Annotated in this window: 14 protein-coding genes and 1 other annotated feature; of the genes, 10 read left to right on the top strand and 4 right to left on the bottom strand. The window is 34.6% G+C overall.

The window, feature by feature from the left end; all coding sequences use genetic code 11:
- The first annotated feature begins 60 nt into the window (after positions 1-60).
- The 4 genes from CN288_RS01025 to CN288_RS01010 all read left to right on the top strand — a co-directional run bounded on the left by CN288_RS01025 (position 61) and on the right by CN288_RS01010 (position 7,718).
- The gene (locus tag CN288_RS01025; RefSeq protein WP_090692201.1) at positions 61-1,371 is read left to right on the top strand and encodes an ATP-binding protein; all 1,311 of its coding nucleotides are present in this window, start codon (positions 61-63) and stop codon (positions 1,369-1,371) included.
- Between the two features lie 4 nt (positions 1,372-1,375).
- Entirely contained in the window at positions 1,376-2,308 is a 933-nt protein-coding gene (locus tag CN288_RS01020) for a response regulator (RefSeq protein ID WP_098301723.1), read from the top strand.
- Between the two features lie 361 nt (positions 2,309-2,669).
- Positions 2,670-4,343: a ribonuclease J gene (locus tag CN288_RS01015; RefSeq protein WP_098301722.1), complete on the top strand. Its 1,674-nt coding sequence runs from the start codon at positions 2,670-2,672 to the stop codon at positions 4,341-4,343.
- 159 nt (positions 4,344-4,502) lie between these two features.
- Positions 4,503-7,718, top strand: a complete 3,216-nt coding sequence (locus CN288_RS01010) for a DEAD/DEAH box helicase (protein ID WP_098301721.1) — start codon at positions 4,503-4,505, stop codon at positions 7,716-7,718.
- Positions 7,719-8,016: 298 nt separating this feature from the next.
- Here the strand turns inward: CN288_RS01010 and CN288_RS01005 are convergent, their stop codons facing one another.
- Positions 8,017-8,151 (bottom strand): DUF3934 family protein, encoded by a 135-nt coding sequence (locus tag CN288_RS01005; RefSeq protein ID WP_017152329.1) that lies wholly within the window; start codon positions 8,149-8,151, stop codon positions 8,017-8,019.
- A 492-nt stretch (positions 8,152-8,643) separates the two neighbouring features.
- Positions 8,644-8,904: a binding site (T-box leader), on the top strand.
- A gap of 70 nt (positions 8,905-8,974) precedes the next feature.
- Here CN288_RS01005 and asnA point away from each other — a divergent pair.
- Positions 8,975-9,958 carry an aspartate--ammonia ligase gene (asnA, locus tag CN288_RS00995; RefSeq protein ID WP_098301720.1) on the top strand — a complete coding sequence of 328 codons (984 nt, stop codon included), beginning with the start codon at positions 8,975-8,977 and terminating at the stop codon, positions 9,956-9,958.
- A gap of 276 nt (positions 9,959-10,234) precedes the next feature.
- On the opposite strand, the gene CN288_RS00990 is transcribed toward asnA, so the two are convergent.
- Positions 10,235-11,368, bottom strand: a complete 1,134-nt coding sequence (locus CN288_RS00990) for an aminotransferase class V-fold PLP-dependent enzyme (RefSeq protein ID WP_255259942.1) — start codon at positions 11,366-11,368, stop codon at positions 10,235-10,237.
- Positions 11,369-11,893: 525 nt separating this feature from the next.
- Between CN288_RS00990 and CN288_RS00985 the strand changes: the two genes are divergently transcribed.
- The 5 genes from CN288_RS00985 (at position 11,894) to cyoE (ending at position 18,792) form a co-directional block, all read left to right on the top strand.
- Positions 11,894-13,909: a class I SAM-dependent methyltransferase gene (locus CN288_RS00985; RefSeq protein WP_026591704.1), complete on the top strand. Its 2,016-nt coding sequence runs from the start codon at positions 11,894-11,896 to the stop codon at positions 13,907-13,909.
- Positions 13,910-14,327: 418 nt separating this feature from the next.
- Positions 14,328-15,218: an ABC transporter ATP-binding protein gene (locus CN288_RS00980; protein WP_026591703.1), complete on the top strand. Its 891-nt coding sequence runs from the start codon at positions 14,328-14,330 to the stop codon at positions 15,216-15,218.
- A 37-nt stretch (positions 15,219-15,255) separates the two neighbouring features.
- The gene (locus CN288_RS00975; RefSeq protein WP_098301755.1) at positions 15,256-16,776 is read left to right on the top strand and encodes a hypothetical protein; all 1,521 of its coding nucleotides are present in this window, start codon (positions 15,256-15,258) and stop codon (positions 16,774-16,776) included.
- A 21-nt stretch (positions 16,777-16,797) separates the two neighbouring features.
- Positions 16,798-17,601 carry a DUF4097 family beta strand repeat-containing protein gene (locus tag CN288_RS00970; RefSeq protein WP_098301719.1) on the top strand — a complete coding sequence of 268 codons (804 nt, stop codon included), beginning with the start codon at positions 16,798-16,800 and terminating at the stop codon, positions 17,599-17,601.
- A 273-nt stretch (positions 17,602-17,874) separates the two neighbouring features.
- The gene (cyoE, locus tag CN288_RS00965) at positions 17,875-18,792 is read left to right on the top strand and encodes a heme o synthase (RefSeq protein WP_026591701.1); all 918 of its coding nucleotides are present in this window, start codon (positions 17,875-17,877) and stop codon (positions 18,790-18,792) included.
- A 121-nt stretch (positions 18,793-18,913) separates the two neighbouring features.
- On the opposite strand, the gene CN288_RS00960 is transcribed toward cyoE, so the two are convergent.
- Entirely contained in the window at positions 18,914-20,005 is a 1,092-nt protein-coding gene (locus CN288_RS00960; protein ID WP_026591700.1) for a sensor histidine kinase, read from the bottom strand.
- Positions 20,002-20,721, bottom strand: a complete 720-nt coding sequence (locus CN288_RS00955) for a response regulator transcription factor (protein ID WP_026591699.1) — start codon at positions 20,719-20,721, stop codon at positions 20,002-20,004. The genes CN288_RS00960 and CN288_RS00955 overlap by 4 nt, the downstream gene beginning before the upstream one ends.
- Between the last annotated feature and the right edge of the window lie 125 nt (positions 20,722-20,846).

Here is a 20,846-nt window from a genome sequence, read left to right as displayed (position 1 = left end):
TATATCATAAGCGGGCTTTCCTGTTTTAATTTTTGAATAAACATATTTCATAAATGGGAAGTGACATCTTTGAATTGGAATCAATTATGGAAAAAAGATATGTCCCTTTTAATTATTTTAATGGTCGTTGTTCCTATTGCTGGTGAGCTGAATTTTCACCCGTTTAATGATACATTTCGCGTGAGTTTTGGAACACCAATTTTTTTCTTTTTACTATTGTTTTTACGTAAAATACCGGCTGCTGTAGTCGGTCTACTTGTTGGAGTATCTGTAGTAGGATTTCGGGTTTGTATTGATTGGATGTTACAAGGTTCTTTTCAGGTAATGGATTCTTTTTATTTGCGTTATCCAGTCTTTTTTTATTATTTTGTTTATGGAAGTCTTTTTTCGTTATGTAGGGTAAATAAATTCCATCAAAGACCAATTGTAATTGGATGTCTTGGGATTACAATTGAGATTGTAGCAAGTATGTCAGAACTAGCTTTTTATCATGTTTTAGTACTTGGTACAACGATCATGATTTCCGAAATAAATAAATTGATTATTATCGCAGTTTTTCGAAGTTTCTTTGCCCTTGGTTTCTTAAATATGATGAGTTTATATGAAACGAAATTAAAAGAAGCGCAAGTTCGGAAAGAAAATGAAAAGATGTTGATGCATCTTTCTAATTTATATGTGGAATCTGTTCATTTAAAAAAGACACTTCAAAATGCAGAATTAATTACACAAGAAGCATATCAATTATATCGAAATTTACAAGCTAGTAATGGTTCTAGTGGTATAGAAGTGCAAAGTAAAAAAGCATTGAAAATTGCTGGGGAAGTACATGAAATAAAAAAAGATAACCAAAGAATTTTTGCGGGATTATCAAAGCTTTTATTAGATAAAAATCTTTCTGAATACATAGAAGGTCATGAGTTGACAGAAATGATTGTTAGGATAAATGAGAAATACGCTCAGTTATTAGGGAAAGAGATAACATTTTCTAAAAATATAGAAGGTGAGCATGGGGAATATCATGTTTATACTGTATTGTCGATTTTAAATAATTTAGTTGCCAATGCTGTTGAAGCAATAGAGGGTGTTGGTGCGATTGTAATAAACAGCTATAAACAAGAAGAAAATGTAATGTTTGAAGTAATAGATAATGGTCCTGGTATTGCACAAAAATATAAAGAGTTAGTATTTAAACCGGGATTTACTTCGAAGTATGATCAGACAGGTACACCATCAACGGGAATAGGTTTGTCATACATAAAAGAGATGGTTACAGAACTAGGCGGAGAAGTGACTCTTCAGGATGGAGAAGATGAAAGAGGATGTAAGTTTGTCGTATGGTTACCTGAGTCTAGTTTAACCAGGGAAGGGTGATTGGATGTTTTATTACATCATAGACGATGATGAAGTATTTCGCTCTATGCTATCACAAATTATCGAAGATGAGGATCTTGGGGAAGTAGTAGGGGAAGCGGAAGATGGTGCTTTTGTTGAAGTGGACCAGTTGAATTTTAAAAAGGTAGATATTTTATTTATTGATTTATTAATGCCAATTCGAGATGGCATTGAAACCGTTCGTCATATTGCACCATCATTTACAGGGAAAGTAATTATGATTTCTCAGGTTGAGTCGAAACAATTAATTGGAGAAGCGTATTCTCTTGGGGTTGAATATTATATTACAAAACCATTGAATAAAATTGAGGTTGTATCTGTTGTGCGAAAAGTGATGGAACGTATTCGATTAGAACGATCTATACAAGATATTCAAAAATCATTAAATAATGTATTTCAATGGGAACAACCACAAGTTCGAAATGAATCAGTGCAAGAAGAGAAAAAAATGGCGGACTCAGGTCGTTATTTATTATCGGAGCTCGGAATCGCTGGTGAGAATGGAAGTAAAGATTTACTTAGTATGCTCGAATATTTATTTGGTCAAGAAAAAGAAAAAACATTTGAACATGGATTTCCAGCACTGAAAGATATTTTTCACTATATTACGGTTAAAAAATTAGGGGGGACGGCCTCAGAAGCGGAAATTGATAAAGAAAGAAAAGCTTCGGAACAAAGGGTGCGCCGAGCGATTTATCAATCTCTGAATCATCTAGCTTCCCTTGGTTTAACAGATTTTTCGAATCCGAAATTTGAAAGTTATGCGCCGAAGTTTTTTGATTTTACAATTGTTCGTAAGCGTATGACAGAAATGACAAAGGAAGAACTAACAACATCTGGGCACACGAGAATTAATACGAAGAAGTTTATTCAAGTATTGTATTTTGAGGCGAAAAGATTTATGGAGATAGAATAGAGGATGCTTCTAAATGAGCATCTTCTTTTTGTGGTTGAAATTCTGAATTTTTTATTTTATGGAAATAAAAGGGCGTTAAGTGTTGCGTCGTTCACTTTATCATTTGTATCTTCCGCTATTCTAGGTGAATGCACTTTTTGTATTTTAGAGTGATCGACATATTCATTTGAAAACTCCATAGCATATTTATCACGATGATGTATGTTAGATGAAGAACGTAAATCTTCGTCTTCATGTAAATATAAAAAATATTTATTCGGCTATAAATCAGAATAATCTTTAGTTAGATGGGTTAATCATAAAAATAGAATTCCATATTACTTCGAATATATTCGAATGTTTTCCCAAAGGGGGATTAATTTTGAGCACAGCAGAAAATACACTATCCATTTTTGCTTTAGGTGGAGTAAATGAAATAGGAAAAAATATGTACGCCATACAATATGCAAATGATATTGTGGTAATTGATTGCGGTTCTAAGTTTCCAGATGAAAGTTTATTAGGTATTGATCTGATTATCCCAGATACTACATACTTGCAAGAAAATAAGGATAAAATTCGCGGTTTAGTTGTTACACATGGACACGAAGATCATATTGGAGGTATCCCGTATCTATTAAAACAATTGAATGTACCAATTTATGCAACAAAATTAACAATTGGTTTAATTGGAATTAAATTAAAAGAACATGGGCTTCAAAATTCAACGCAATTATTTGTTATTGATTCTGAATCGGTGATTGAATTTGGTTCAATAAGCCTAACATTTTTTAAAACGAATCACAGTATCCCTGACTGCCTTGGTATTGCTTTTCATACACCAGAGGGTACGGTCGTACATACAGGCGACTTCAAATTTGATTTGACTCCTGTAAATAATCAATACCCAGATATTCATAAAATGGCTAAAATCGGAAGCGGCGGTGTCTTAGCCTTGCTCTCTGAAAGTACGAATGCAGAACGCCCTGGATTTACTCCATCAGAACGATCTGTAGGTGAGCGCATTGAAGAAGCGTTCATTAAAGCTCATAGAAAAGTCATTATTTCTACATTTGCTTCGAATGTTAATCGTGTACAGCAAGTGGTAGATGCAGCTGCAAAAACGAATAGAAAGCTTGCTTTGCTTGGGAGGAGTATGGTTAATGTAGTGTCCGTTGCTCTAGAACAAGGTTATTTGAATATACCTGAGGGAATGCTAATAGAAGCGAATGAGATCAATCAAATGGAGCCAGAAAGGGTAGCTATTCTTTGTACTGGAAGTCAAGGTGAACCGATGGCTGCTTTATCTCGTTTAGCCAGTGGAAACTATCGGCAGGTAGATATCCTACCCGAAGATACTGTCATTTTAGCTGCAACTCCTATCCCAGGAAATGAACGTAATGTTTCACGTATTATAGATAATTTATTTTTATTGGGAGCCAATGTTATTTATGGATCGGGAAGTTCAACGGGAATGCATGTTTCTGGACATGCTTATCAAGAAGAATTAAAGTTAATGCTTACTTTAATGAAACCTAAATATTTCATTCCTATTCATGGTGAATTTAGAATGTTACATCATCATAGTCTATTAGCAGAGTCCGTTGGTGTTAAGAAAGAGAATGTTTATGTTATTAGTAATGGTGATGTAGTTGATATAAAGAACCAAGTCGCTTGGAAATCCAGACGAATACCTGCAGGGAATATATATGTAGATGGTTTGGGTATTGGAGATGTTGGAAATGCTATCTTACGCGATCGTAAGCAGCTTTCAGAAGATGGTATGCTTGTTATAGTTATTACTCTTAGTAAAACAGAAAAGAAGATTATTTCTGGTCCGGATACGATTTCTCGTGGATTTGTATATGTTCGTGATTCGGAAGACTTTTTGCAGAGGATTAACCAATTGGTTGTAGCAACTATTAACAATTTACAAAAAGAAAATGTTAGTCAATGGAATGTTCTTAAAAAAGAAATAAAAGAAGTACTTGGACAGTTTGTATACTCACATACAAAAAGAAAACCAATGATTCTTCCTATAATAATTGAAGTTTAAACTGAATGTTTTAAGTAATTGTTGTTTGATATTACTGTGTATACATGTAAAATGTTGAATAAGAGTAAATAAAAAACATTAGAAATGTTTGTATTCTAATGTTTTTTTTATATAACGTTAAGAAAGATAAACTTTTATTTTTAGGGAAGGGTCAAAATAATGAGCTTTACATTAAATAAAACAATAATTAAACGAATATGTGGAGAAACCTCATATAAAAAGGGTGAGGCCTATTATAAGACAGACAAGATTGATGTTACTAATTACGATACGCAGAGAAATATTTGTGAGGTAACAGTAAAGGGGAACGGTGATTTCTATGTCAAGATAGAAACCGCTCATAATGGTGATGTTGTTGGGGAATGCAGTTGTCCTTCACTTGCTTCTTTTCATACATACTGTCAACATATTGCAGCTGCATTACTATATATAAATAATTTTCAGCGAAGTGGCCAATCATTGACAGCCAATTCAAAAAAGGATGCCATAAACGCTAGAGATGCTCAACTAGCGAATGGTATGTTGGATTTATTTGATGAAAAGCCCCTGCGTCCGAAAAGTAAGCAGCATCGATTTGATACACGAAAAGTACTTGATGTGGAATTCATTTGTATTCCAGTGTCTTCTGAAAATGGGGGGGCGCTGTTTGGTATTCAAGTAAAGTTAGAGAAGTTATACACTGTTTATAACCTTAGAGAGTTTCTGAATAGAGTGGAACAAAGAGAGCCTTTCATATGTTCCAATGATTTTACTTATACGCCAGAGTTATACAGCTTTCAACAAGAAACAGATGCTGTTATTCAGCTGCTGATTCAAATGTACCGGAATGAAAAAATGTATGTAGAATCGTTGCAAATGGACTGTGAACAAAATGAAAGTATGATTTTAATTCCACCAGCTTCTTGCAAGGAGTTGCTTTCTCTACTTTCTAATACTTCATTTGTAAGACTACAACATGATGGGGAATCATTTCATGGTGTACAGGTCTCGAAAGGGTTACTGCCTTTAGCTTTTGAGTTCAACAAAGGTGTAAACGGAGGATATACACTTCAGATTGATGGATTACAACAAGTTCAAGTAATGGATACATATGGTTATGCTCTTTTTGAAGGGAAATTATATCATTTAAACATGGAAGAGTGCAATCGACTCATTGAATTAAAAAGAATGATGAATCGCTCTGGCAGTAATCAATTTCATATTTCAGCTGAGAAAATGGGGCATTTTGTAGCGAAAGTAGTACCAGGTTTAATGAAGCTAGGAAATGTTCGAATTGACGAGGTTATATCGGAGCGTGTTGAAACACCTCCTTTGAAAGCGAAACTATTTTTAGACCGAGTTAAAAATCGATTATTAGCAGGACTAGAATTCCAATATGGAAATGTGGTTATCAATCCGTTAGAAGAGGATGGACAACCGTCCGTCTTCAATCGGGATGAGAAAAAAGAACGAGAAATTTTAGAAATCATGAATGCGAGTGCCTTTGCTAAAACGGAAGGCGGCTATTTTATGCATAATGAGGAAGCGGAATATAATTTCTTATACCATGTAGTTCCAAAGTTAAACAGTTTACTTGAAGTTTATGCAACTACGGCTATTAAATTGCGTATTCATCGAGGAAACAGTGGACCCCTTATAAGAGTAAGGCGGAAAGAACGAATTGATTGGTTATCATTTCGTTTTGATATAAAAGGAATTCCTGAAGCTGAGATTAAAGGTGTATTGGCAGCACTTGAGGAGAAACGTAAATATTATCGATTGGCAAATGGTTCCTTACTATCGCTCGAGAGCAAGGAATTTAATGAAGTTAACCAGTTTATAAAGGAATCGGGTATTCGAAAGGAAATTCTACAGGGAGAAGAAGTGAATGTACCTCTCGTGCGCAGTGTGAAATGGATGAGTTCACTTCGGGAAGGGAATGTTCTAAGTTTAGATCAGTCCGTTCGAGAATTAATGGAAAACATTCGAAATCCTAAAAATATGAAATTTACTGTGCCAGACAGTTTAATTCTAGTGCTTAGAGAGTATCAAAAAGATGGATTCGAGTGGATGAAAACACTGGCGCATTATCGATTTGGCGGTATTTTAGCAGATGATATGGGTCTTGGAAAAACGTTGCAAAGTATTACTTTTATAACTTCTGTTTTACCTGAAATTCGAGAGAAGAAACTACCTGTATTAGTTGTATCGCCTTCTTCTTTAGTTTATAACTGGCTGAGTGAGTTGGAAAAATTCACTCCCGATATACGAGCTGTTATTGTGGATGGAAATCAAACTGAACGTAGAAAGATTTTAAAAGATATCACAAAGTATGACGTCATTATTACGTCATATCCTTTATTACGAAGAGATATAAGGCTATATGCACAGCCGTTCCATACGTTGTTTCTTGATGAGGCGCAAGCGTTTAAAAATCATACGACGCAAACCGCAAAGGCAGTGAAAACGATTCAAGCAGAGTATCGTTTTGGATTGACCGGAACGCCTGTAGAAAATTCTTTAGAGGAACTTTGGTCTATTTTCAATGTAGTATTCCCGGAATTGTTACCAGGAAAAAAAGAATTTGGGGACTTGAAGCGTGAAAATATTGCAAAGCGGGTGAAACCGTTCGTATTACGTCGTTTAAAAGAAGATGTGCTAAAAGAATTGCCAGAGAAAATTGAGCATTTACAGTCTTCAGAACTGCTTCCAGAGCAGAAAAAAATATATGCAGCTTATTTGGCAAAATTGAGAGAAGAAACGCTAAAACATTTAGATAAAGATACATTGCGTAAAAATAAAATTAGAATTTTAGCCGGCTTGACGAGGCTTCGGCAAGTTTGTTGCCACCCAGGTTTGTTTGTAGACGATTACAAGGGAAGTTCAGCTAAGTTTGAACAGCTACTCGAAATTGTAGAGGAGTGCAGAAGTACCGGGAAAAGAATTCTTATCTTTTCGCAATTTACGAAGATGCTCTCCATTATTGGGCGTGAATTGAATCGTCAAGCTATATCTTATTTCTATTTAGATGGGAATACACCATCAGCTGAGCGTGTAGAACTATGCAATCGATTTAACGAGGGGGAAGGCGATTTATTCCTCATCTCTTTAAAGGCGGGCGGTACGGGGCTTAATTTAACTGGGGCTGATACGGTTATACTATACGATTTATGGTGGAATCCTGCGGTCGAACAGCAAGCGGCAGATCGTGCTTATCGAATGGGACAAAAGAATACTGTACAAGTAATCAAATTAGTAGCGCATGGCACGATTGAAGAAAAAATGAATGAGTTACAAGAGAGTAAGAAGCATTTAATTGCAGAAGTGATTGAATCAGGGCAAGAAAAATTTTCCTCCATTACAGAGGAAGAGATTAGAGAAATTCTTATGATTTGACAGAATAAAAAGCTATTCTTCCATAGATACGAAAGAATAGCTTTTTTCATTATGAACGTAATAATTACATTTTTTTTGTTTAAAATAAGTGGACATGAATGCTAATTATAATGCTTTGGGTTACTTCTTGTTTCAGGTTTTTTTAGTTATCTCGCATTAGCGGCAGTAAGACTCCCACCTCAAGATTGAGAGAGCATCGAGGAAGATAGGTGGGGGATAACTGCCCGTAAAGGCCCGATTGGTGAGGGCTAATAATCAGTGGGGAATGAAGAAAACCCTCATTGATTAAAGTTTCACTTTATTTTTTTGTACCTTTACTTTTATAAGGTTTCGCATTTTTCTTTTTCTTAGCGCTAGATTGCCAACGGTTCCAGCCCTTACTTCCTGTTCCTTGACCGGTACCTTTCTTAGCTTTTGCTTTCGTTTTACTCATATTATCACTCCGTTACTATTCTATAAAAAATCTACTTTGATAGCAGTCAATGTCTTTGAAATATAATCTCGATCTATGACTATGTTTGTTCCTATTCGTTATAGATCAGAACAAACAACTGAATGATATAGTATATCATAAAATCGGCGGTAATTTGATGTATTATGAAATCATTATCGAAATTTGCATAGATTTCTTTGTATTGTAGAACGTTATACATATGAAAAGAATTACAAAGGAAAAGAAAATGATGAGAAATACAATGGATTCTGTTTTTCGGACGATCACACTTCTAGTTATATACATGATGGTTACATTAAGTAAATCATTTTTTAGATTGAAGCCACAAAAGAAGCGATAACTCTCATAAAGTTTTAAAGAATCGATAAAGAAATAAAATAAAGAATTGAAAAATATTTTAAAATTTTTGTTGACTTTCTCGTTTTTTTGTATAGAATAATCATTAATAAAATGTTTCAGAGATGTGACAACAAAACGACTGTGAAAGGACGAGTAGTAGTAGGACGTAGTCAAAGCGAGTCAGGGGTGGTGTGAGCCTGATACGAAGCCTGTTATGAAGAACCTCCTGGAGTCGCTAACCGAAATCCTTTAGAGGAAATTAGACTTAGCCGGGAACTTCGCCGTTACAAGAAGAACAGTATCGAGATTTCTCTAATCTCCGTACTGAATAAGTGAGCAACCTCTGTTGCTAATTTGGGTGGTACCGCGGAACCAAAGCCTTTCGTCCCAGTTTTTTGGGAAAGAAGGGCTTTTTTTGTTGGCTTCTTTTCACTACATCCAAACATTTTAGGAGGAAAAGGGCATGTATCAATCATTAATGACAGTAAGAGAGACACAAATCGCAATCAAGGAAGTTAAAACATTTTTTGAGGATCAATTAGCAAAACGTCTTGGACTATTCCGCGTATCTGCACCATTATTTGTAACGAAAAAATCAGGTTTAAACGATCACCTAAACGGTGTAGAACGTCCAATTGAATTTGACATGCTTCACTCAGGAGAAGAATTAGAAATTGTTCATTCACTAGCGAAATGGAAACGATCTGCACTGCATGAATATGGTTATGAAGCTGGTGAAGGTTTATATACAAATATGAACGCGATTCGCCGTGATGAGGAACTTGATGCAACACATTCGATTTACGTTGACCAATGGGATTGGGAAAAAATCATTCAAAAAGAATGGCGTACAGTAGATTACTTACAAGAAACAGTACAAACAATTTATGGAATATTCAAAGATTTAGAAGATTATTTATTTGAAAAATACCCGTTCCTTGGGAAGTATTTACCAGAAGATATCGTATTTGTTACGTCTCAAGAATTAGAAGATAAATATCCAGAGTTAACACCGAAAGATCGTGAGCATGCGATTGCGAAAGAACACGGTGCAGTCTTCATCATTGGAATTGGTTATGCACTTCGATCTGGTGAAAAACATGATGGACGCGCAGCTGATTATGATGATTGGAAATTAAACGGAGACATCTTATTCTGGCATCCGGTACTGCAATCTTCATTTGAATTATCATCAATGGGAATCCGCGTTGATAGTAAATCACTTGATGAACAGTTAACGAAGACAGGTGAAGATTTCAAACGTGAGTACGATTTCCATAAAGGAATTTTAGAAGACGTACTACCGCTTACAATTGGTGGTGGCATTGGACAATCAAGAATGTGCATGTACTTCTTACGTAAAGCGCATATTGGTGAAGTTCAAACTTCTGTATGGCCTGATGACATGCGTGAAGCGTGTAAGAAGGAAAACATTCATTTATTTTAATCAGGAATGAATTGAATTATTTTTTAAACATGACGATTTATAATGTAAAATGACAATACAGTTAGTTAATTTTAAAAGCTCAAACAAGCATAACCCCGTTCTAAATTTAGGACGGGGTTAAAAATATAGTTGTTTAATCTTGATGTAAGATACTTCACTACACGAAAAAATATAACAATAAAGGCGTTTGAAAATCTAAGTTTTCTTCAATAATAGCACCCTTTAGCAGAATAACAAAACAATCCCTAATTCAGGGTTGTTTGAGTAAATATTTGCTTAATCCCCGTTTGTTAAGATTGCAAGCTCATCTATTACGTATTTTATTTCATCTTTAATGTTATAGAAATGAGGGGCAATTCTTATTACATCCTTTCTTACAGAAACAATAATTTTTTTGTCTCTTAACATCCCCTCTACTTTTGATGCATTTTCAACATGAAAAGACATTAGACTCGTTCTATTATCAGTAGATAATGGTCCAATGAGATGCAATCCTTTTTCTTGTCCATAAAATATGATAAATTGGGTTAACTCTTTTAAATATGTTTCAATATTGCCTATCCCAACCTCAAGTAGCAATCTTAATGCCTCATAAGCTGCATAGATACTTATAAAAGAAGGCGTCCCCGTTTCAAAACGACGAGCCCCCATTGCAGAAACAGGGTTATAAATGTCAAATGAAGATGCTTGTTCTTGTCCAAACCATCCAGTAACTCTTGGTTTTAATTGCTCTGCCAGTTCTTTTTTTATATACAAAAAAGCTACGCCGGGAATTCCTAACATGTATTTACGAGTTCCCGTTGCTAATATATCAATCTTCATCTCTTTCACATCAATCGGAATATGTCCTGCTGATTGGTAAGCATCAACGAATAAAAGCGAGCCTTTTCTATGCACAATATCAGCAATCTCTCTAACGTTTTGCTTATAACCGTTGTAATAGTTCACATGTGGAATACATGTAATAAGCGTATCAGTTGTTATTTCTTTTTCATATTGTTCCAGAGGTATTTTCCCATTGGATGAACGAATTACCGAAATATTATCCTTAAATGGTTCTTGTGCAAACCATATATGACTGACAGTTGGAAAATCTATATCCGTAAACACGATTTTATTTTTCTCTTGCTGATAAGGGAGGGAAGTTGCAATTGCAGAAATAGCATCAGAAACAGAACATAATACAGCAACCTCATCTGTTTCAGCTCCAATAAGTTCAGCAAATTTCACCCTAGTCTCCGCCACTTTACTTATCGCTTCATTCCAATTACTACCTGACAGTAGTAGGCTATTCTGATATTCCTCAATAGCTCTTGAAACAGGCTTTGCCAATGCTCCTTGGGAACAACTAGCTAGATGTGTATGAGTAGCTAATATAGGAAATAATGTGCGATAAAAATCATGGTTCAATTCCTTTCCCCCCTTTTCTTCACAACAAATAATTCTATATGTGAATTTTAAAATCCTTCTTTCGCTATACGGCCCGATTGTTGAATAGAATGACCCGTCTTTTTTTAATGTAGTGTAGTGCATTGAGAAAAAAGACAAATCTTTTACGAAAAATAATGCCTTCTTTCTACATGAAGAGTAAGAACTTATTCGTTTTTAATAGACTTAGGGGGAATAAATCATGTTCGTTGCTTATTCAAGAAAAGACCCATTAGTTGAAAAGGTTTGGGATTCATTCACACAAAATCTAATATCCTAATATCTACCGAATCAATGTAGTTTATATCTTCTCTTAGGTCCCAGAGTTTTACTTTGGATGTTTTTTTATGTTTCGTAAATTGGAATACTGTATATAATCAAAAAATAACAGCTAATTGTATGATAGACTGGAATTTGAAATAACATGTATGTGCTAATTATTCTATTAGGATACATATGTATTTGTTTTGTAGGTGTTTCTGACAGAATGTAAAAGGAGAGAAAAGTATGTTACATAGTTTATATGCAATAGAAGAAGCACGAAATGGAAACATATATACGAGAGAAGCAAATATATGGTTAGGGTTTTTATTAGAAGAATTTGGGGCGGTAAGTATAGAAAGAAATTACCGGAGTGTATTAGAGTATGTGGAACGGACGCTAAGGCATTTAGAAAAAATGAATGTTTCATATGGTATTCGTGCGCGTGTAGAAACTGTATTGTGCTGGAGTGAAGTATCGAAGTGTGGTTCTGTAACGCAGCGCAAGAAGTGGAAGGAGTTAGGGGTATCATTTTTAGTACATAACGAAGATTCAGCGGATATTTATAGACGATATTTTCCATATGATGATGTAACATGTGCACTTATTCGTACACATGGATTAATAGGGCAAGTTTTACGAGGTGAAGTATCCATGACTTCTCACGAAGAATTGGTAAGGTTATGGCAGCAAGGAGCGATTCCAAAAGATGAACTGCGTGAAGTGCTTCGCGTTTTAAATGAGTGTATTATCACTGGGGTATCTGATAAGTTATGGAAAAGAGTACAAGGAGAGGTATATGAACGTATTGAACAAATACTTTGCGGAGAACTGATTGAATATAGTGTAAAAGATCGAATTCGGCGGTTACGTACAAATGCTTCACCTAATGATACATATTTTATCCAAGAGTATGAGTCAATTATGAATGATAGGTTAGAAGAAATGTTCACAGTACTATTTGATTATGACCTTTGGTATGTAGAAGCAGCATTAACTCATTTTAGCTTTGAAGAATTCGTAAAAGTATTTGTATTAGCCTATCAAAATATCATTCAAAACAATGTAGATCATATCAGTTTTCAGCCACTTATGGATGCATTGTATTACGAGAGAGAGGGAGAAAAATACTTAAATATTTATACGAAACGAGCAATCGAAAAAGTATTGCGAAGCGTATCCGTAGTAGAATTGCTAGATATGGGTCAAATTCCTCAATCCGAAATGTATCCTGAATTAAAGGAAATAGAAAATGTATTGACAATTGGTTTTGGAACAAGTGAAGTTGGAAAAACGCTCATCGAATTTTGTTTAGCTTGTAAAAAAGAAAATAATGTTCATTATGAGCAAGCTGTTATGATGTTATGTGAAATATTTGGTTTACGCCGTGATGCGTTTGATCGGTTGGAAAATGAGGACGAATATCTTTCACATATGAATGGGAGTGTAGATGATAAAGTCACGGTTCTTCCATATGTAGTAGGAGATATAATAGTAGAAATTGGTCCCGGTGGGGGCGCAATGATGAATAAATTTAAAGAAGTTTATCCGAATAAATCGGTTATTGGTGTAGATTTGTCACGAAATGTAATTGAAAAGTTAACAAATGATAAATACGAAAAAGGCTACGACTGGGAAGTTACACTAGGCGATGCTTTACACCTTACTGATACATTTCATCCAGAAAGCATTTCTACAGTTCATTGTGGCTCAGTGAATCACGAGATCTTTTCTTATGGAGAAACAGAAGGTAAGAAGTTTAATGTTGCAACAATGGAACGTTTAGTGAAGAGTGTATTTCAAATATTGACCCCTGGTGGACGTTGGATTATTCGTGATGGAGTAAAAACAGAAAGTGAAGAATGGTGTGAATTGCAATTTCATGATGAAACGGCTATGCCTTTTTTAAAAAACTATCAACGTGATTTTAAAGGACGAGAAATTAAGGCCAATATATTAGGTGTGGATCGAGTAAGGATGCCAGTTAATGATGCAATGGAATTTTTATATACGTATACGTGGGGAGAAGAAGCATATCCACATGAGGTACAAGAACAATTTGGTGTATTTACACTTCAAGAATATATTGATTTTGTAGAGAGCGTTGTAGGTTCAGAGAATGTAAAAGTAATTGAGGCCAAGCAGTATCTTTTAGAAGGTTATATAGAACACCTATCGCAAAAAGTTACATTGTATGATGAACACGGTGAACAAACAGCATTGCCAAATAGTACATGTTTGATTGTGTTTGAGAAAAGATAAAAGAGAAGAAATTATGTTTTTTACTAAAGGATAGAAGATGAGGCTAGCAAAATTCGATTTCACCGCCTCTTTTCAGAAAAGATTCTGAAACGGATTTACATATAATCTGTTTCGGAATCTTTTTTTATGAGCATGTATAAATTGAGCTTTAGAAATTATATTTACTAGTTTATATTTTAAACTAATTTTCTCTGGATTTTACTTAGATTTTACATTCACTACCTACAATAAAAAAGAAAACGCAAGTGATGAAAAATTGCACTTGATTTATTTTGCTATTCGCGGGCAGTAATACTCCTATGGCAAGGAGGAGATCTACTACCTGTAAAAGCCCGATTGGTGGGAGTTGATAATAAGTGAGGGATGAAGAAAAAATCACTTATTAAAGTTTCACTTTATAAGATGAGGAGGGAATGTGATGGAGTTAATAATTGATCACGTAACAAAGAAATACGGTGGGGAAGTAGCGTTGAATGATTGTAGTTTACATTTAAAGCCTGGGGTATTAGGACTTTTAGGACCAAACGGTGCGGGGAAGTCTACACTTATGCGGATTTTAGCAACAATTGAACAACCGACGAATGGCAGTGTGATATGGGATGGGGAAAATATTCAAAAGAAACCGAAATTGTTACGTTCACAACTCGGATATTTACCACAAGAATTTGGTGTATATCCAAATATGAACGCAATCGAGTTTTTAGAGTATATAGCAGCGATGAAAGGTTTATCAATGAGCTCTTCAAAAAAGCGTATCAATGAACTGCTTGAAGCGCTGAACTTAATGAATGACCGGAAACGACTATTAGGCGGCTATTCAGGTGGAATGCGGCAAAGGGTTGGAATTGCACAGGCGTTATTAAATGATCCGAAATTATTGATTGTAGATGAGCCGACAGTTGGATTGGATCCTGAAGAACGAATTCGGTTTAGAAATTTATTATCTACTCTTTCTACGGATAGAATCGTTATTTTATCGACGCATATTGTAACGGATATTGAATCGATTGCGAGTGATATAGCTTTATTATCAAAAGGGAATATATTAGCCCATATGCGTCCTGAACAGCTATTAAAGCATGTGGAGGGGAAAGTATGGGAATGGGTTATACCAGCTTCCGAGTTACATAATGTTCAAAAGAAATATATAGTAAGCAGCGCAATTCACCGGAGTGATGGAATTCATGCGCGCATCGTTTCCAGCAATGCCCCTAGTGCTAAAGCACATATAATCGCATCCTCTCTTGAAGATGCTTACTTATATTATGTTTCTTCGAAAGGAGGGCATAAAATTGAACAATGTATATAATCTATTTTATTTCATTAAAAACAATTTAATTAGACAAATGAGAAGTTATCCATTTTTAATTGTAATTGGATTAACGATTTTTTTTGGGTATACTTGTGTGCCGGCAGCTTCAGCAGGCTATGAAATATTTTATCTTGGTGGAGTGAGGGGGATATATAATTCAAATTGGCTTGGCGGTATGGGAGCAATGACTTCTACTTTATTTATTTGGCTGCTTGGTTTTTATATGTTAAGAAGCCAAATTTCAGACGATCAACAGTTAGGAGTAGGGCAATTGATTGCAGCTTCACCTATAAGCAAATTCCAATATATTTTTAGAAAAACGATTTCTAATTTTATTGTTTTAGTGGCCATTGAGATGGTATTTATCATTGCTTTTATGGTAATGCAATTTATACGTGGGGAAGATCTTTTGTTTCAATTAGGTGGTTATTTATATCCACTCTTTTATATTGTATTTCCTTCGTTATTGCTTCTAGCGGCATTCACAACCTTTTTTGATGTGTTTCCTGGTTTAAAAGGCGTAGTAGGTAATATTGTGTTCTTTTTCTTGTGGGTGTTATTAGCGATTATGTCGTTTGAAATGCCGAATCGTTATTTAGATGTATTTGGTTTAGGAATCATTCGTTCTGATATGATACATGATGCAATGAGAGAATATGAATTTTTAAGAGGAACAAATGGTGGAGGATTTGGGTATAACCCAGTAGAGGGAAAGATTAAAATATTTCACTGGGATGGATTGACTTGGGATGTAGAAATACTTGTAACAAGTTTAGTTTGGATTGGAATAGCGATGTTATTAATTTGGCTAACGTCCTTTGTGTTTAATAGATTCTGTACATTTACTGAAGTGAAGGGAAAGGTAAGCGAGTTTGAGGAGAATAAGGAAACGATCGCTATGAATGAACAAAATCATAATTCTTTTACATTCACTTCTATAATGAAAACAAAGAACATTAGTATGTTTCGTTTAATTAAAGCGGAGCTATCGATTATGTTAAAAGGCTTTACGATTTGGTGGTATGTAATTGCGATTGGGCTTATAGCGTTTGGATTGATATGTCCGGTAGATATATCAAAAGGATGGCTACCTATTATTATAATTTGGCCAATTGCAATTTGGTCACAAATGGCAACTAGAGAATGGTTTTATAGGACAAATCAAATTATTTATTCAAGTTGTTCTCCTTTGTATAAGTTTTTTGCGACGTGGATTTCAGGGGTTATAGTAGGGTTTATCATCTCTAGTGGTATTATCATTCAGTTAATACTAATTGAAGATATTTCATTTTTGCTTTCTTGGCTTATCGGTATAGTATTCATTCCAACAGTAGCATTGGCACTTGGGATATGGGCTAGGACACGTAAACTGTTTGAAGTATTGTATGTAATTTTATGGTATGTAGGACCAGTAAATCATCTCCCCTATGTAGATTTCTTAGGAATATCAACATCATATGTGTTTTTGTATAGTACGTTATCTGTTTTATTACTATGTATCGCACTGACCGGACAGTTACAGCAAGTGGGAAGGTTACGGTTAATATTCAAATAAGTATGCAAGGGGAGTGAGGGAATGAGGATGATCAAAGGGAAAATCTATATGTTTTCCTTTATAAGTGTAATGATTCTATGTTTAGTAGCCTGTGATACAAAAGCGAATGAAGCGTCTGTATCCAAAAAATTTACTGCGAAAAATATGAATGAAATTTATATAAAAACAGTAGGAGAAAATATTAAACTTCATTCTACAACAGACAAAAATATTAAAGTTAATATAGGAGAGGTGAAAGATACAAAGGTAAAAGAAGAAGGAGAGAGATTAGAGATTATCACAGAGAATTCATCGGCTATTTTGAACTTGAAAACAGCTACTGTACATGTATATCTTCCTGAAAAAACATATAAAAAAATAAATGTTAAAACAGAATCAGGAGAAGTAGTAGGAGAGAATATAGCATCGAAACAATTGGATTTGTATAGTGATTCAAGTGATATAACAATAAAAAATTATAAAGGTGGCAATATAAAAGGCGTTTCTAAATCAGGGGGGATTACGTTAAGGGGAGTAGAAGGAAAGTTTGATATTCAAAACGATACGGGAGTGGTGAATGTATCCGGTGCTTCAAATTTAAAAAATGAAAGTAAAATAAAAACCGAATCATCTAATATAAATATTGACTTTAAGAAAGAGCCGGAAAATCTAGAGATTGACCTGTCGACGCGTGCGGGTCAAATAAAAAATGAATTTTCACTCTCAACTGCTGAAAAAGGAGACAATCATAAAGTAAAAGGTCGTATAGGAACTGGAAAAGAGAATGATACAAAGTTAATAGTGCAGTCTATGACAGGAACGATTGAGTTAAAGCGTGATAAGTAGCGAGAGTATGAAACAGCTTTTAAAAAGTTTGATTATAAAAAATATATTCTGAATGAGGTCTTTCACTCTGCTTTAGAATATGTTTTTACTGTATAAATCTCTTTTTAGTTGTGTTTATTTCAGGGTTTTCGCATTCTCATAGATTAACCGTCACCAGTGTGCGGTATATTCTCTTTTTCTTGACATGTATATCATATAGTATTAATATACCGGGGAGTATATTAATACTATATACATTGTAGAAACGTCTAATGAAAAGGAGTACAGGGTGTCATGGGAAGGAAAAAAGAATTAACAAATTCGAAACGACAGTTATCGGATATTTTAGCCCAAACGGTTAAAACCGGGATTATTAAATCAAATTTGGTCCCGATGTTTGCTGGGTTAACGTTGGCTTTATATAAATATAAAATGAGCCCGCTTGAAAAAATTCCGGAAATTATATTTGCTATGATTGGCTCGATTTTAATAATAGGAGCAGCAGGAGCTTTTAACAATTTGTATGATCGTGATATCGATTCGATTATGGAGCGAACTAAAAGTAGACCGACTGTAACGGGAGAAATTAGTCCTAAAGCTGTGTTATGGCTTGGGATATTAATGACGATTTCTGGTTTAGTATTTCTTGCGCTAACTACATATTTAGCAGCGTTATTAGGATTTTTAGGGTTGTTTTTGTACGTCGTACCGTATACAATGTGGAGCAAAAGAAGAACAATTTATAACACGGAAATCGGAAGTGTTTCGGGAGCAATGCCGCCACTCATCGGCTGGGCCGCTATGTATCCGGATATCACACATCCAGCTATTATTGGTCTTTTTATCATTATGATTATTTGGCAAATGCCTCATTTTTATGCGATAGCAATTCGTAAACATGAGGAGTATAAAGCTGCAAATGTTCCAATGCTTCCAGTAGTAAAAGGGATTAAAAGAACATATATACAAACGAATGTGTATTTAATGATTTTAATTATTATCAGTGTTCTTTTAGGTTCGTTAAGCATTGGTCTAATGTTAGTGTCACTTCTTTTAAGTATTGTATGGCTTGCATTAAGTATTTACGGCTATAAAAAAATGGATTCAGAGAAGTGGGCAAAATCATTGTTTATTTTTTCGTTGTTCCATATGACGATTTTATTTTCAACCATTATTATTTATTCTCTAATAGGCGTCTTTTTCGGAAGTTGAGAATAGGTTAATCTGCAAAGTGTAAAAAAACAATTTCTCCTGTATAAAAGGGGAAATTGTTTTTTGTTATGTTTATATAGGATTGAAAACATTTCACTTTAATAATGCCCTTACAATAAGACTATCGGTTTGAGAGTATAATATGAATTTTTGAGCCTTTACCGATTTCACTCGTTACATGAATCGTTCCACTATGTGCTGTTATAATTTTATGAGCAATTGTCATTCCGAGACCTGTGCCCTCGCTTGAAACATTTGTGGTTGTTCCACGATAATATTGTTTAAATAAGTTTTGAACGGTTAGTTCATCCATACCGGCACCTGTATCTTCTATTGTAATATGTATATCTTCTTGTAATAGAATAGAGGTATGGATTTTTGTTTCCGCAGGATTGTGTAAAATGGCGTTCATAAACAAGTTTTGTAAAGAACGGTGGAATAATTTTGTATCAATCGGAATTATTATGTTTGTTTCATCTGCTTGAAAACTAAAATGATAGTGCTGAGAGCGTGGGTCATTTGTTATGTCAGCTATTAATCTTCTGGTAAATTCAACAATATTTACTTCCTCTTTTTTTAAAGGAATCTGTGAATCTTGAAGACGGAAAGAGAGATTTAAGTCTTCAATTAATTCTTTCATATGATTTCCTTTTTGCTGAATTTCTTGCAAGAACTTCTCTTTTTCTTCTTGGCTCCAAGTATGATCTGGCGATAGCATAAGTGCGCTGTATCCTGTAATATAGGTAAGTGGCGTTTTGAGATCATGAGAGATTCCTGCCATCCATTCCCGTTTCATTTTCTCAAGCTGTTCCCGTTCATTCTCTATTTCTCGTAATCTATTTGTTAAATGTTCTATATTTAGAAAGACGTCTTTATATAAGCGATAAGGTCCTTTTAACTTCCCTGTTTTTTTCTTGTACATTTGTTTTGTACTTTCTGGTATCACGTAAGAACCTTCTGCTAGTTGGTTAATCCAAGAAATCATTCGAAATAAAGGTTTGCCGATATGCCATCCATACAAAATAGCGCCCAAAATAAGAGTACATACAAAGAGGCAAAAAACAATAAGAGCTTCTGTGTCTTTGTTATCTTTGTTTATTCCGATAAGAGGTAGTATGCCTTCCATAAAAATAGCCATAAAAATACCCATAAAAAAAGTACCGATACATAAACTACGAATAAAATGAAAGCCTAGTCTGAAACCAATTTTCATTTTTGTTGCTCCTTAGTATGCGGGATAAATTTATAGCCAATTCCTCTCAAATTTACAATGTATATAGGGGATTTAGGATCTGCTTCTATTTTTTTACGTAATTTGGAAATATGCATTACTACTGTTTTATCATCACCTATGGAAGTCAGTCCCCATACTTGTTCGTACAATTGTTCAGCAGTAAAAATTCGATTTGGATGTGTGCATAAGAATGTAAGTAATTCTAGTTCTTTAGCAGTGCAATGGACAGGTTCACCGTTTACTGTTATCAGTCCCTCGCTTGGATATAGAGAAAAGGATTCAAAATGTAGCTTCAAATTTTCTTCATGGCGATGTTCTTGTATCATATTTTGTCTACGTAATTGGACATTGATTCGGGCAGCAACTTCTAAAGGATTAAATGGTTTCGTTATGTAATCATCCCCGCCAATTCCTAGTCCTGTTAATTTATCTAAATCGCTAGAGCGGGCTGTTACAAATAAAATAGGAGTATTTGTGTAATTGCGGATTTGTCTACATAGTTCAAATCCGTCTATATCGGGTAGCATCACATCGAGTAAGATGATATCAAATGGACGGCCTTTAATGAGGTTCAACGTTTCGGCTCCATTTATAGCTGTTGTTATATGCGTGAAGTTTTCTTTCTTTAGTGTAAGTACTAACATATCTAATATGCCTTGTTCATCATCAACTAAAAGGATTTTTTCTGTTCTCATTATGGATCCACCTTTACATGTTTTTCGAATCTGTTAGAAAGATATTTGGAAAATATTTCACATGTAATAGTGTAACATAATATTATTTTGCTAGATGAAAAAATAACAACAAAGAAATATTCCTT

It is taken from the genome of Bacillus sp. AFS023182 (assembly GCF_002560575.1).
GTDB classification, from domain to species: domain Bacteria; phylum Bacillota; class Bacilli; order Bacillales; family Bacillaceae_G; genus Bacillus_A; species Bacillus_A arachidis.
The sequence above is the reverse complement of the archived record's forward strand: the minus strand, read 5'-3'. Positions and strand labels throughout refer to the sequence as shown.